This window comes from Phreatobacter sp., assembly GCF_051860605.1.
Lineage (GTDB): Bacteria > Pseudomonadota > Alphaproteobacteria > Rhizobiales > Phreatobacteraceae > Phreatobacter.
In genome coordinates this window covers 319,931-332,401 of the sequence record NZ_JBHYDR010000003.1, presented here as the reverse complement: position 1 = coordinate 332,401, position 12,471 = coordinate 319,931, and the positions used below count along the sequence as shown (strand labels likewise).

At 67.9% G+C, this 12,471-nt stretch carries 12 protein-coding genes; 7 read left to right on the top strand and 5 right to left on the bottom strand.

All coding sequences use genetic code 11. The features are described 5' to 3' along the window. Nucleotides 1-14 precede the first annotated feature (14 nt). The 3 genes from ACTIFS_RS07095 (at nucleotide 15) to ACTIFS_RS07085 (ending at nucleotide 2,431) form a co-directional block, all read left to right on the top strand. Nucleotides 15-1,034, top strand: a complete 1,020-nt coding sequence (locus tag ACTIFS_RS07095) for a branched-chain amino acid ABC transporter permease (RefSeq protein ID WP_439573357.1) — start codon at nucleotides 15-17, stop codon at nucleotides 1,032-1,034. A gap of 10 nt (nucleotides 1,035-1,044) precedes the next feature. Further along, nucleotides 1,045-2,106 (top strand): branched-chain amino acid ABC transporter permease, encoded by a 1,062-nt coding sequence (locus tag ACTIFS_RS07090; RefSeq protein WP_439573356.1) that lies wholly within the window; start codon nucleotides 1,045-1,047, stop codon nucleotides 2,104-2,106. A gap of 118 nt (nucleotides 2,107-2,224) precedes the next feature. After that, nucleotides 2,225-2,431, top strand: coding sequence for a CsbD family protein (locus ACTIFS_RS07085; RefSeq protein ID WP_439573355.1), 207 nt, complete (start codon nucleotides 2,225-2,227; stop codon nucleotides 2,429-2,431). 67 nt (nucleotides 2,432-2,498) lie between these two features. Here the strand turns inward: ACTIFS_RS07085 and ACTIFS_RS07080 are convergent, their stop codons facing one another. Beyond that, complete coding sequence (locus ACTIFS_RS07080) at nucleotides 2,499-2,657, bottom strand: hypothetical protein (RefSeq protein WP_439573354.1); 159 nt, start codon at nucleotides 2,655-2,657, stop codon at nucleotides 2,499-2,501. Nucleotides 2,658-2,690: 33 nt separating this feature from the next. On the opposite strand from ACTIFS_RS07080, the gene ACTIFS_RS07075 reads away from it, so the two are divergent. From ACTIFS_RS07075 to ACTIFS_RS07060, 4 genes are all read left to right on the top strand, one after another. Then, complete coding sequence (locus ACTIFS_RS07075; RefSeq protein ID WP_439573353.1) at nucleotides 2,691-3,293, top strand: TetR/AcrR family transcriptional regulator; 603 nt, start codon at nucleotides 2,691-2,693, stop codon at nucleotides 3,291-3,293. 9 nt (nucleotides 3,294-3,302) lie between these two features. Beyond that, the gene (locus ACTIFS_RS07070; RefSeq protein WP_439573352.1) at nucleotides 3,303-4,412 is read left to right on the top strand and encodes an efflux RND transporter periplasmic adaptor subunit; all 1,110 of its coding nucleotides are present in this window, start codon (nucleotides 3,303-3,305) and stop codon (nucleotides 4,410-4,412) included. Between the two features lie 133 nt (nucleotides 4,413-4,545). Then, the gene (locus ACTIFS_RS07065) at nucleotides 4,546-7,746 is read left to right on the top strand and encodes an efflux RND transporter permease subunit (RefSeq protein WP_439573526.1); all 3,201 of its coding nucleotides are present in this window, start codon (nucleotides 4,546-4,548) and stop codon (nucleotides 7,744-7,746) included. A 79-nt stretch (nucleotides 7,747-7,825) separates the two neighbouring features. Beyond that, nucleotides 7,826-8,107, top strand: coding sequence for a hypothetical protein (locus tag ACTIFS_RS07060; RefSeq protein WP_439573351.1), 282 nt, complete (start codon nucleotides 7,826-7,828; stop codon nucleotides 8,105-8,107). Between the two features lie 60 nt (nucleotides 8,108-8,167). Here ACTIFS_RS07060 and ACTIFS_RS07055 read toward each other — a convergent pair whose 3' ends face one another. The 4 genes from ACTIFS_RS07055 to hpaD form a co-directional block, all read right to left on the bottom strand. Further along, complete coding sequence (locus ACTIFS_RS07055; RefSeq protein WP_439573350.1) at nucleotides 8,168-9,058, bottom strand: sugar kinase; 891 nt, start codon at nucleotides 9,056-9,058, stop codon at nucleotides 8,168-8,170. Between the two features lie 81 nt (nucleotides 9,059-9,139). Beyond that, a complete protein-coding gene (locus tag ACTIFS_RS07050; RefSeq protein WP_439573349.1) occupies nucleotides 9,140-10,798 on the bottom strand; it encodes a thiamine pyrophosphate-dependent enzyme in 1,659 nt (552 codons plus the stop codon). Next, nucleotides 10,795-11,232, bottom strand: a complete 438-nt coding sequence (gene hpaR, locus ACTIFS_RS07045) for a homoprotocatechuate degradation operon regulator HpaR (RefSeq protein WP_439573525.1) — start codon at nucleotides 11,230-11,232, stop codon at nucleotides 10,795-10,797. The genes ACTIFS_RS07050 and hpaR overlap by 4 nt, the downstream gene beginning before the upstream one ends. 81 nt (nucleotides 11,233-11,313) lie before the next feature. Next, complete coding sequence (hpaD, locus tag ACTIFS_RS07040) at nucleotides 11,314-12,297, bottom strand: 3,4-dihydroxyphenylacetate 2,3-dioxygenase (RefSeq protein WP_439573348.1); 984 nt, start codon at nucleotides 12,295-12,297, stop codon at nucleotides 11,314-11,316. Nucleotides 12,298-12,471: the final 174 nt, after the last annotated feature.

Below are 12,471 nucleotides of genomic sequence, written 5' to 3'. Positions count from 1 at the left end.
GAGAAACGGCGGTCATGACCACGGCAACGACCTCCACCCAGGCCGAGACCCTGCCCACGGTGAAATCGGACTATCTGCCGATCCTCCTGCCGATCGTACTGGCGGCCATCGCCCTGCCGCTGATCGGAAACCCGGTCACCTGGGTGACGCTGACGGTCGCGGCGCTCGCCATGGGCATGATGATCTTCGTCATCGCTTCCGGCCTCACGCTGATCTTCGGCCTGATGGACGTGCTCAATTTCGGCCACGGCGCGTTCATCGCCGTCGGGGCCTACATGGCCCTGTCGGTGCTCGGCCTGCTCTCCGGCTGGGTTCAGGCCGATTCACTGACCTGGAACCTGATGGCGCTCGGTCTTGCCGCCGCTGTCGCCATGGTCGGAACGGGCCTGCTCGGCTGGGCCTTCGAGCGGATCATCGTCAAGCCGGTCTATGGCCAGCACCTGAAGCAGATTCTCATCACCATGGGCGGCCTGATCGTCGCCGAGCAGCTCATCCACGTCATCTGGGGCGGCGACCAGAAGGCCATGGCGCTGCCGGCCGCGCTGCGCGGGGCGGTGGTGATCGGCGATTTCGCCATCGAGCGCTACCGCATCCTGGCCGTGGTGGTCGGGCTCGCGGTCTTTGCCACCATGATGCTGGTGCTGAACCGCACGAAGATCGGCCTCCTGATCCGCGCCGGCGTGGAGAATGCCGAGATGGTCGAGGCGCTCGGCTACCGTATCCGGCGCCTGTTTGTCGGGGTGTTCGTGGCGGGCTCTGCACTGGCCGGGCTTGGCGGCGTCCTGTGGGCGCTCTACCGCGAGACGCTGACCGCTGCCATCGGCGGGGAGATGATGGTGCTGGTCTTCATCGTCATCATCATCGGCGGGCTCGGCTCGGTCGGCGGCTGCTTCCTCGGGGCGGTGCTGGTGGCGCTGATGGCCAATTACACAGCCTTCCTGTTCCCGAAGATCGCGCTCGCCTCCAACATCCTGCTTATGGTCGCGATCCTGATGTGGCGGCCGCAGGGCCTCTATCCGGTCGCGAAACGGTGAGGACGGACCCATGCTGAGCACCCTCCTGTCCGGCGATTTCCCGCGCAGCCGAATTCTCACCGGCGTGCTCGTCGCCGTTCTGATCGGGCTCACCTTGGCGCCGTTCCTGTTTCCGGGCGCGGCGGCCATCAACACGGCGGCCAAGATCTGCATCTTCATCGTGCTGGTGGCGAGCTACGACCTGCTGCTCGGCTATACCGGCATCGTCTCTTTCGCCCACACCATGTTCTTCGGCATCGGCGGCTATGGCGTGGGGCTCGCGCTCTACACATTCGGGGCCAGCTGGGGCGTCATCGGACTTGGTATTCTGGCCGCGCTGATCCTTGGGATCGCGCTGGCAATGCTCATCGGGCTCCTGTCGCTGCGCGTGCGCGCGATCTTCTTCGCCATGATCACGCTGGCGGTCGCCTCCGCCTTCCTGCTGCTCGCCACGCAGTTCTCCGAGTTCACGGGCGGCGAGGATGGCCGCACTTTCTCCGTCCCGCCGGTGCTGCGGCCCGGCTACCGTCTGCTGGAGCAGCCGCTGTTCGGCACCGTCGTCAACGGCCGCATCCTGGCCTATTACCTCGTCTTCGTCGCCGCGCTGGTGTTGTTCCTGACCATGCTGCGCATCGTCAATTCGCCCTTTGGCCGCGTGCTGCAGGCGATCCGCGAGAACGACATGCGCGCCGAGGCGCTCGGCTACCGCGTCGTCTATTACCGCACGATGGCCAATTGCATCGCGGCGGCCATGGCGGTGCTCGCCGGCGCGCTCTACGCCATCTGGCTGCGCTATACCGGGCCGGAGGCGACGCTCTCCTTCGCCATCATGCTCGACATCCTGCTCATGGTCGTCATTGGCGGCATGGGCACGCTTTACGGCGCGGTGGTGGGCGCGACGCTGTTCATCGTCGCGCAGAACTATCTCCAGCGCCTGATGGCGGTGGGGGCCTCCGCCACCGAGGGCATTCCGCTCCTGCCCAAACTCCTGCACCCGGACCGCTGGCTGCTGTTCCTTGGCGTGCTCTTCGTGCTGAGCGTCTATTTCTTCCCCACCGGCATTGTCGGCCGCCTGCGCTCCGGCGGCCGCTGACCGCTCGGGCGAGGGACCCGGCGAAAGCGCAGGCTCGGCGAAAGCGTAGGTCCGGCGCGGGAACCGACCGGGGGTTCCGCGGGTTGATGAGTCATCTTCAACCACAACGGAGGCTCCGATGAACTGGGACCGTGTTCAAGGCAACTGGAAGCAGATCAAGGGCAATATCAAGGAGCAGTGGGGCAAGCTCACTGACGACGATCTCGACGTGATCGACGGCAAGCGCGACCAGCTCGAAGGCAAGCTCCAGGAGCGCTACGGCTACGCCAAGGACCAGGCGAAGACCGAGATCGACAGCTGGTTCAGCACCCGCTGGCCGTCCTGACCCCGTTTTTCCTGAGCTCATGATGGCGGGCTGAGTTTATTCGCCCCCCCGGCCACTCAGGTCCGCTTCATGCAGACTGGCCCGTCCGGTTCATCCGGACGGGCTTTTCGTTATGCGCCATCAACAGGTTGTGAACTTTCTCGATCATCGGGGCGGCGGCCGTCAGCCGATCCGGGCGCAATGCCTCTTGACTTTTGAATGACGACTGATGAAAATCAGAAATCATCAGTTCTCAAGAAACAGAGGTCACGCATTCGCCATGAGCCTGAGGCCCCGCCTGACGCCGGACGAAACCCGCGAGCGCATCCTCGAGGTCGCTGACGAACACTTCCGGCGTATCGGCTATGGCAAGACGGCGATCGCTGACATCGCGTCCACGCTCGGCATGAGCCCGGCCAATGTGTACCGGTTCTTCCCCTCCAAGTCGGCGATCTGCGAGGAGGTCGCACGTCGGCTGCTCGATCAGTGCCACGCCGCGCTGCGCGATATTGCCGCCGAGAAGGACGTGGCGGCCTCCGAGCGGCTGGCGCGCATGACCATGGCCGTCCACGCCTTCAACAAGAGCCAGATGTTCGACGAGAAGCGGCTGCACGACATGGTCGAGGCCGCCATCGCCGAGAACTGGCACGTCATCCAGCGTCACCTGGAAACCATGGTCGGGCTTTTCGCCGAGGTGATCCGCGACGGCATGGTCGCCGGCGAGTTCGTCGTGCGCGATCCGGTCGAGGCCGCCTGGTCGTTCAAGCAGTGCCACGCCACCGTCTTTCATCCCTCGCTGATCGAGCAATGCGCCCAGCTCTTCGATCTCGACGAGCAGACCCGTCGCCTGACCCAGTTCGCCATCCGTGCCCTGAAGATCTGAGGACCTGCCATGGTTTCCCGCGTGCTGCCGTCCCGCCTTCTCCCCTTGCTCGCCGTGCCGCTGATGGGCATCGGCCTTGCCGCCTGCAACGATAGCAACGCCCGCACGCAGACGCCTGCCGAGGCACCTGCGCGGGCCGTGGTCGTCGAGACCGTCAGGTTCCAGCCACTCAATGGCGAGCGCACCTTCGTCGGCACCGTGCGTCCGCGGATCGAGAGCGATCTCGGCTTCCGGGTCGGCGGCAAGGTGGCCGAGCGCCTGGTCCAGCAGGGCGAGCGCGTCCGGCAGGGCCAGCCGCTGGCCAGGCTCGACAATGCCGATCTCGCTCTCCAGCAGGCCCAGGCCCAGGCTGAACTGGCGGCGGCGGAGGTGAACCTTGCCACGTCCGAGGCCCAGGACCACCGCACCCAGGAACTGCGCCGCAACGGCTGGGCGACGCAGGCAACCCTCGACCAGCAGCTCGCCCGCACGGCGGAAGCGCGCGGCCGGCTCGACCGCGCCCGCCGCACCCTCGACCTCGCCGCCAACCAGCTCGGCTATGCCACCCTCGTCGCCGATACCGACGGGCTGGTCACCGCCACCATGGCCGAGCCCGGCCAGGTGGTCGCCGCCGGCACGCCGGTGGTGCGCCTTGCCCGTTCCGGCGAGCGGGAGGCGGTGGTCGCGGTCCCCGAGGCGATGATCGAGCGCGTGCGCACCGGCACGGCCACGGTTTCGCTCTGGTCAAATGCCGGCCGCACCTACAAGGCCGCCCTGCGCGAGTTCGCCGCTTCGGCGGACACGGCGACCCGCACCTTCCAGGCCCGTTTCACGATCCAGGACGCCGATGACGGCGTCGTCATAGGTATGACGGCGACCGTCACGGTCGGCGAGCCCGCGTCCGCCCGCGTGGCTCGCCTCCCCATCTCCGCGCTCTATTCCGACGGGCGCGGCCCCTCCGTCTTCGTGGTCGACGCGGCCACCGGCCAGCTTGCGCTGAAGCCGGTCAAGGTCGCCGGCTACGAAGGTCGCGAGGTCCTGCTTGCCGAGGGCATTGCCGAGGGGGACCGCGTGGTCGCCTTCGGTGTCCACAAGCTCGATGCAAGCCAGCGCGTCCGCATCGTCGAGACCCGCGGCTGACGCGCGCGGCGGCAATGCCCCCGAACGCATAGCCCAACATGCGGCGGTGCCCCGATGGCGCCTCTGGACAGTCCCGTCAACACGCCCGCGGAGAGGCCCCATGTCCGCCGCTCACGACAGCCATGACCCGAGCCTGACCCGCAACAACTGGTCGCACTGGGCGGTGACGCACCAGACGCTGGTCCTGTTCATGATCCTTGCCGTGCTGGTTGCCGGCGCGGTCTCCTACATGCGCCTTGGCCGGGCGGAGGACCCCTCCTTCACCATCAAGGTCGCGATCATCACTGCCGTCTGGCCGGGCGCCACCGCTCGCGAGATGCAGGACCAGGTCGCCGACCGGATCGAGAAGAAGCTGCAGGAACTGCCCTGGTTCGAGCGCGTGCAGACTTATACCAAGCCCGGATTCACCGCCATGCAGGTGCAGTTCCGGGACGCGACGCCGGCCCGCGACGTGCCGCAGCTGTTCTACCAGTTGCGCAAGAAGCTGGGCGACATCCGCGCCGAACTGCCCGCTGGCCTGATCGGGCCGAACGTCAATGACGAATATGGCGATGTCGATGCCGTGCTGTTCACGCTGACCAGCCAGGGCGCCGGCTATGCCGACATGAAGCGCTATGCGGAAGAGTTCCGCAGCCAGTTGCTGCGCCTGCCCAATGTCACCAAGGTGAACCTCTACGGCGCCCAGGACGAGCGCATTTATGTCGAGTTCAGCCATGCCAAGCTGGCCACCCTCGGCGTCCCGGCATCGGCCATCTTCGACAGCCTGCAGAAGCAGAATGCGGTCGTCCCCGCCGGCACCATCGACACCGGCGCCAACCGGGTGCCGCTGCGCGTCACCGGCGCGCTCGACGGCGTGGCGGCGGTCGCTGCAACCCCCGTGGAGGCCAATGGCCGCATCTTCCGGCTCGGCGACATCGCCACCGTCTCCCGCGGCTATGTCGATCCGCCCACCTATCTGATCCGGCAGGAGGGCCAGAATGCCCTGCTCGTCGGCGTCGTCATGCAGAAGGGCGGCAATATCACCCAGCTCGGCCAGGACCTCGATCGCGCGCGCGACGCCTTCGCCGCGGAACTGCCGGCCGGCATCGAGCTCGGCCGTATCGCCGACCAGCCCTATGTGGTCGAGAAGGCCGTTTCCGAGTTCATCAAGGTGTTCCTGGAGGCGCTGGCCATCGTGCTCGTCGTCTCCTTCATCTCGCTGGGCTGGCGCACCGGCATCATCGTGGCGCTGTCCGTGCCGCTGGTGCTCGCCCTGGTCTTCGTCGCGATGTATGCGCTGGGCATCGACCTGCACCGCATCTCGCTCGGCGCGCTCATCATTGCGCTCGGCCTGCTGGTGGACGACGCCATCATCGCCGTGGAGATGATGGTGGTGAAGATGGAGCAGGGCTGGGACCGCCTGTCGGCGGCGGCCTATGCCTGGACCTCCACGGCCTTTCCCATGCTCACAGGAACGCTGGTCACCGCCATCGGCTTCTTGCCCGTCGGCCTCGCCAATTCCGGGGTCGGCGAATATACCGGCTCGATCTTCTGGGTGGTCGGCATCGCGCTGGTCGTGTCGTGGTTCGTGGCGGTGATCTTCACGCCCTATCTCGGCGTGAAGTTCCTGCCCGATTTCCGCAAGATCGAGGAGCGCAAGCACGCTCGCAGGGTGGCGAAGGCGCTGAAGCGCGGCCTGCCCGTGCCGCCGCAGCCCGACCATTCCAACCCGCATGCCATCTACGAGACGCCGGTCTATAACGGGCTCAGGCGGGTGGTGCGGTTCTGTGTCGACCACAAGTTCTTCGTGGTGGCGTCGACCGTCGTGCTGTTCGGCACCTCCATCGTCGCCTTCGGCCAGGTCCAGCAGCAGTTCTTCCCGGTCTCGGAACGCACCGAGCTGTTCTTCCAGATGCGCCTGCCGCAGGGCACGGCTATCACCGCCTCCCAGGAGACGGCGAAGCGCGCCGAGCAGATGCTCGCCGGCGATGCCGATGTGCGGACCTTCACCACCTATATCGGCCAGGGCTCGCCGCGCTTCTGGCTCGGCCTCAATCCGCAGCTTCCCGATGAGTCCTTCGCCGAGATCGTCATCATCGCCAAGGACCTTCCCGGACGCGAGCGCCTCAAGGCAAGGCTGGAGGCGGAAGTGGCGGCCGGCGCGCTCTCGGAGGCCCGCGTGCGCATCGACCGCTTCAACTTCGGCCCGCCGGTCGGCTTCCCCGTGCAGTTCCGCGTGATCGGAACGGAGCCGCACATGGTGCGGGAGACGGCCGTCAAGGTGCGCGAGATCATGCGCGCCAATCCGAGCGCCCGCGACCCGCATCTCGACTGGAGCGAGCAGTCGCCCTCCGTGCGGCTGGTTGTGGACCAGGACCGCGCCCGCGCCCTCGGCCTCAACGTGCAGGACGTCGCGCAGACATTGCAGACCCTGCTCTCTGGCATCACCGTCACCAGCGTGCGCGAGCGCACCGAACGGGTCGACATCGTGGCCCGGGCGGTTCCCGCAGAGCGGGTCGATCTCGGACGCATCGGCGACCTCACCATCATCGCCCGCGGCGGCGTCCCCGTGCCGCTGTCGCAGGTGGCGCGCATCGAGCACGTCCACGAGGACCCGATCCTGTGGCGGCGCAACCGCGATCTGACCATGACCGTACGCGCGGACGTGGTGGACGGGGTCCAGCCGCCCGTGGTCAGCGCGCAGGTGCAGGACGCGCTGAAGGATCTCATCGCCAGCCTGCCGCCCGGCATGCGCATTGAGCAGGGCGGGGCGGTGGAGGAATCGGCCAAGGCCAATGCCTCCATCTTCGTGCTGTTCCCGATCATGCTGCTCGGCATGCTCATCGTCCTGATGGTCCAGCTCCAGTCGTTCTCCCGGCTGATCCTGGTCTTCCTCACAGCGCCGCTCGGCCTGATCGGCGTCTCCTTCGCCCTCAACCTGTTCGCCGCCCCCTTCGGCTTTGTCGCCCTGCTCGGCCTCATCGCGCTGGCGGGCATGATCATGCGCAACACGGTGATCCTGGTGCAGCAGATCGACGAGGAGGTGGCCTCCGGCTATTCGCTCTACGAGGCCATCATCGAGGCGACCGTGCGCCGTTCACGGCCAGTGGTGCTCACCGCGGCCGCGGCGATCCTCGCCATGGTTCCGCTGTCGCGCTCGCTGTTCTGGGGGCCCATGGCGATCACCATCGGCGGCGGCCTGACGGTGGCCACCGTGCTGACGCTGCTGTTCCTGCCGGCGCTCTATGCGGTCTGGTTCCGCGTCCGCCGCCCGAAGGCCGAAGCCCGTCCGGTCGAGGAGGCGCCCGTGGCCCTGCCGGCGCCAGCGGGTCCGATTGCAATCGCGGCAGAATAGCGCAGGAGACGAAGCATTCATGTGAGGTTCACGCCCCGGCGCCGAGTTTCGCGCGGGGGGCGACATACAGGAGAGTCACATGAACCGCCGATCCTTCTTCACCGTTCTGGCCGGCATTGCCGCCGTGCCTGTCGTCGCCTCGGCGGCCAGTGCCGCGCCTGTCACGTCCGCCGGTTCCGCAGCCGCCGCACCGCTGACGCCCTCCTTCGAGCCGCTGATCGACGATGCTGTCGAGATGCAGCGCCGCCGCCCGGGTGTGGTCGTGCGCCGTCCCGGCCGCCCGCGTCGGCCGGTCGTGGTCCGTCCCCGCCGTCGCCGGCGCGTCTGCGTGCGGCGCGCCGGTGTCCTCGTCTGCCGCTGATTCGCGTCGGACTGGCCTTCCCGATGCCCGGCCTCGTGCCGGGCATCGTCGTTTGAGGCGTCAGTCGCGCTCGAAGGCGGCGCGGGTCGCCTCGATGTCCTTCAGCGTCGGCAGGCTCGCCTCGTTGCCCAGGTGCTGGATGGAATGGGCCGATGCGGCGCGGGAGAAGCGGAAATGCTGCTCCCAGTTCCAGTCCGGGTGGGCCATGTACGAATAGACGTAGGCGCCATGGAAAATGTCGCCCGCGCCGCTGGTATCGACAATGCGTTCGGCCGGCACCGGCAGGGCCGCCAGATGGCGTTTCTCGCCGGCCTCGTCCATCCAGACGGTGCCACGCTCGCCGAGGGTAACCGCGCCGATCCGGCAGCCGCGGCCCTTGAGGTAGTCGAGCATTTCGGCGGGCGTCAGCTTCATCTGCTCGCACAGCCGCTCGGCCACCACCGCCACATCGATGAAGCCGAGCAGGTCGTGGGTGTTCGCGCGCAGACCGCCTCCGTCGATGGAGGTCATGATGCCCTTTTCACGGCAGGCCTTCGCATAGGCGATCGCGGCATCGGCCTGGTGCCCGTCGAGGTGCAGCGCCCGGCAGCCGTCGAGGTTCAGGTTCGGATAGGGGTGCAGGTAATTGTCGTCCCGGGCCCGCAGGATGGCACGCTTGCCATGGTTCGGGATGACGAAGGACAGCGAGGAGCGCCGCACCGGGCGGGGATGCAGCATCAGCCCGTAGCGCGCCGCCATATCGGAGAACATGCGCCCGAGCCAGTCATTGGCGAGCGATGCGATCAGATCCGGCACGATGCCGAGCTTGCCGCAGGCGAAGGCGGCCGTCACCGCATTGCCCCCGAAGGACACCGCATAGTCCCTGGCCACCGCCTTGTCGTCGCCTGACGGCATCTCGTCGGCGAGCAGCGTCACGTCGATATAGGTCTGTCCGATGAAGAGCGCGTCCATGCCACCTCCCTGCTGGGCGGGGAGAGTGGCGTCGGTGGGCCGGGCTGTCCACCCCGCCGACCGACAACCTGCCGTTCCACGTCAATAGGCCTTGACCGGATGAATGAACGGCCAGGGCGAGGCTTCCGAGCCTCGGGCCACCTTAACCTCGATCAGGGACGGAAGGCTGGTGGCGCGTGCCGCAGCCAGCGCCCGTGCCAGCGCCGGACGCAGCTCGGCGGCCGAGGTCACCGTTGTTCCCTCTAGGCCGAAGGAGCGGGCGAGCGCCGGAAAGTCCGGATTGTGCAGGTCGGCGCCGATCAGCCGATTGCCGTAGCGGGTCTCCTGGTCGCGGCGGACATTGCCATAGGCGTGGTTGTTGAACACCACGGTGACAAGCCCGAGGCGGTATTGCACGGCGGTTGCCAGTTCCTGCACGCCGAACAGGAAGCCGCCGTCGCCGGTGATCGACACCACGTCGCGTTCGGGATGGGCCGCCTTGACGCCGAGCGCGGTCTGGAACCCATAGCCGAGCGTGCCCTGGAAACCTGTCGAGACATAGGTTCGCGGCTGGTGGACCGGATAGCCGAAATAGCTGGCAAAGCCGGCCTGGCAGAGCTCTTCCACCAGCAGGCCGTCGGCCGGCAACACGGCGCGGATGGCATCGAGATGGTCCATTTCCGGCTGGACGACGCGGATCGCGTCGGCAGCCTCCCTGCGAGCCGCCTCGATGGCCGCGCGGTTGTCGGGCGCCCGGTGGCCGTCGAGCGCCGCGATCAGGGCGGCAACCCCCTCGGCGCTGTCGGCGACGATGCCGGCATCCGCCGCAAGCCGGGTCATCTCCTCCGGGTCGATGTCGATTCGGATGAGCTTTCGCCCGCCATCGAGCCCGGTCATCACCTCCATCATGTTGGCCCAGCGCATGGTCGGCATTTCCAGCCGCGTGCCGATGGCGATCACCAGGTCGCAGTCGCGGTAGAGCCGGAACGCCGCGTAGGAGGACAGGCCCCAGGGACCGGCCTCGTCGGTGACACCGCGCCCGCCGCGGAAGGCCGCAACCGGCGCGCCCGTCAGTTCGGAAAGGCGGGCGATTCCGGCGCTGGCGTGCTGGGCTCCCGATCCGGTCATGATGATCGGCAGTTTCGCTGCGCGGATCAGGTTGGCTGCATGGGAGACCGCCATCCGGTCGGGCTCGGGGCCGGGATCGGTCGTGCCGGCCTGTGCCACCGGCACGTCCTCGGCCGAGGCCATGACATCCCACGCCATTTCAAGTGCCACGGGACCCGGCCTGCCGGACTGAGCCTGCCGGAAAGCCTCTGCGACGAGGGCGGGCGCATCGGCCGGCCGTTCGATCCGTTCGGCCCATTTGACCAGCGAACGCAGCGTGCCGAGCTGGTCGGCAATCTCGTGCAGGTGGCCGCGGCGCCGGCCGATGAAGGGGGAGGGGATCTGGCCGGTCAGGCAGACCATCGGCGTGTTGCAGCCCCAGCCGGTGGCCAGCGCCGCCGTGGTGTTCAGGAGGCCGGGCCCCGGCACCACCGAATAGACGCCGGTGCGGCCCGTCGAGCGGCCATAGCCGAAGGCCATGTAGCCGCAGGCCTGCTCGTGGCGCGCGCCGATCGTGCGGATGCGGTCGGCATTCTGCGCCAGCGCGTCGAACAGCGGGTACATCTGTGCGCCCGGCAGGCCGAACACGGTATCGACCCCGTTGGCCAGAAGTCCCGCGACGATCGCCTCGCCGCCGGTCATGCGCCGCGTCATCGGCTGCCTCCCTCGTCTGCCGCCGCGCCCGGAGCGAGGTCGGCCATCTCGCGTTCCAGGTCGCGCAGCATGTCCTGCAGCTGCGCGAGCCTGTCTGCGCCGAAGCGCGCGGTGATGTCTGCATAGATCGCTTCGGACTGCGGCGCGACGATCTCCATCAGGGCCATGCCGCCTGGCGCGATGGCGATCAGGCTGCGGCGCTGGTCGCTTGCATCCGTCCGACGTCGGATCAGGGCGCGCGCCTCCAGGTCCCGCAGAATGCGCGACAGGCTGGGCCCGAGCAGGAAGGTGGAGCGGGCGAGGTCGGCGATCTCGATCTCGCCGACCGAGGACAGCGCGCGCAGCACGCGCCATTGCTGCTCTGTCAGGTCGTGCTCGCGCAGGGCCGCGCGAAAGTGGCGCATCACGGCCTCGCGGGCGCGCAGCAGCGCCATCGGCAGCGAGCGCGAGAAATCGCGCAGGCGCACGCGCGTGACGGCGGGCTGGGTGGGGCGGTCGTTCACGCCGTCCATCCCTCAACTCGCAACGATGACATCGGCCACGAAGGCCGGATCACGCAGGTCCTGTCCGGCAAACAGCGAGCCCTCCTCGAACCAGGTCTTCGGCGCCGGAGCTCCCCACAGCGTTTGCCGGCGCGGGTCGCGCAGCGACCATCGCAGCGGCTCGTGGTCGGGGTCCATGGTCTGGTAGTCGGATGTGTAGAGCTCGATGCGATGCCCGTCGGGATCGCGGATATAGAGGAAAAAGGCGTTGGAAATGCCGTGGCGGCCGGGCCCGCGTTCCATGTTCGGCAGGTAGCCCGACGTCGCCATCACATCGCACAGGTGGATGATGTCGAGCGCGGTGGGCGTCCAGTAGCACAGATGGTGCAGGCGCGGCCCCCGGCCGTTGGTGAAGGCGAGGTCATGGACATTGCCCTTGCGATGCATCCAGCCGGCCGCGATGCGCCCGTCCGGCCCGTCCTCCTCGGCATATTCGGTGAGGCGGAAGCCGAGCGCGGCGTAGAAGTCGAGGCTGGCCTGCACCTCCGGAGCGAAGACATTGACGTGGTCGAGCCGCTGCGGCCTGACGCCCTGATAGTCGGCGTAGCGCTGCAGGCTGGACGGTCGCCGCTCCATGCCTGCCACCAGTTCCAGCGGCAGTCCGAAAGGGTCGCTGGCGTGGAGCGTGCGGCCCTGGAACGGCACCTCGACGAAGGCGTGCGGTAGCCCCCGCTGGGCGAAGAAGGCTGCCGCCGCGTCGAGATCGGCCTCGTGGCCGAGGCGGAACCCGATGCGCCGGCAGGCGGGGCCGTCCGCCTTGCGCAGCACCAGCGAATGGTGCTGCCGCTCCTCCACGCCGCGCAGATAGACCGTCCCTGCGTCGGCATCGGTCACCCTGAGGCCGACGACCGTCTCGTAGAAGGCACGGCTGGCGGCAAGATCGGTCACTTCCAGCACGACATGGCTGACGCGCACGATGTTGAAGGGCGGATCGAAAATGTGGGTCGGCACGGGCATCGGCGTGTCCTTCAGGTGCACGGGTTCTTGTCACGGCGCCGGGGGAGGGGTGGTCTGCACGTCGGATAATGCGTCCTTCGAGGCTCGCCCGTTCCGGGCTCGCACCTCAGGATGAGGAGGGGAGTGAACGGCACCGGCGTTCGACTGAGCGCAGCTGTGCCGTTTGGCCCGCCG

Bases quoted from the DNA above. Each gene is read 5' to 3' on its own strand.
- ACTIFS_RS07095 (WP_439573357.1), top strand. From the start codon at position 15: ATGACCACGGCAACGACCTCCACCCAGGCCGAGACCCTGCCCACGGTG.
- ACTIFS_RS07090 (WP_439573356.1), top strand. From the start codon at position 1,045: ATGCTGAGCACCCTCCTGTCCGGCGATTTCCCGCGCAGCCGAATTCTC.
- ACTIFS_RS07085 (WP_439573355.1), top strand. From the start codon at position 2,225: ATGAACTGGGACCGTGTTCAAGGCAACTGGAAGCAGATCAAGGGCAAT.
- ACTIFS_RS07080 (WP_439573354.1), bottom strand. From the start codon at position 2,657: ATGATTTCTGATTTTCATCAGTCGTCATTCAAAAGTCAAGAGGCATTG.
- ACTIFS_RS07075 (WP_439573353.1), top strand. From the start codon at position 2,691: ATGAGCCTGAGGCCCCGCCTGACGCCGGACGAAACCCGCGAGCGCATC.
- ACTIFS_RS07070 (WP_439573352.1), top strand. From the start codon at position 3,303: ATGGTTTCCCGCGTGCTGCCGTCCCGCCTTCTCCCCTTGCTCGCCGTG.
- ACTIFS_RS07060 (WP_439573351.1), top strand. From the start codon at position 7,826: ATGAACCGCCGATCCTTCTTCACCGTTCTGGCCGGCATTGCCGCCGTG.
- ACTIFS_RS07055 (WP_439573350.1), bottom strand. From the start codon at position 9,058: ATGGACGCGCTCTTCATCGGACAGACCTATATCGACGTGACGCTGCTC.
- ACTIFS_RS07050 (WP_439573349.1), bottom strand. From the start codon at position 10,798: ATGACGCGGCGCATGACCGGCGGCGAGGCGATCGTCGCGGGACTTCTG.
- hpaR (WP_439573525.1), bottom strand. From the start codon at position 11,232: ATGGCGCTGCTGCGCGCCCGCGAGGCCGTGATGCGCCACTTTCGCGCG.
- hpaD (WP_439573348.1), bottom strand. From the start codon at position 12,297: ATGCCCGTGCCGACCCACATTTTCGATCCGCCCTTCAACATCGTGCGC.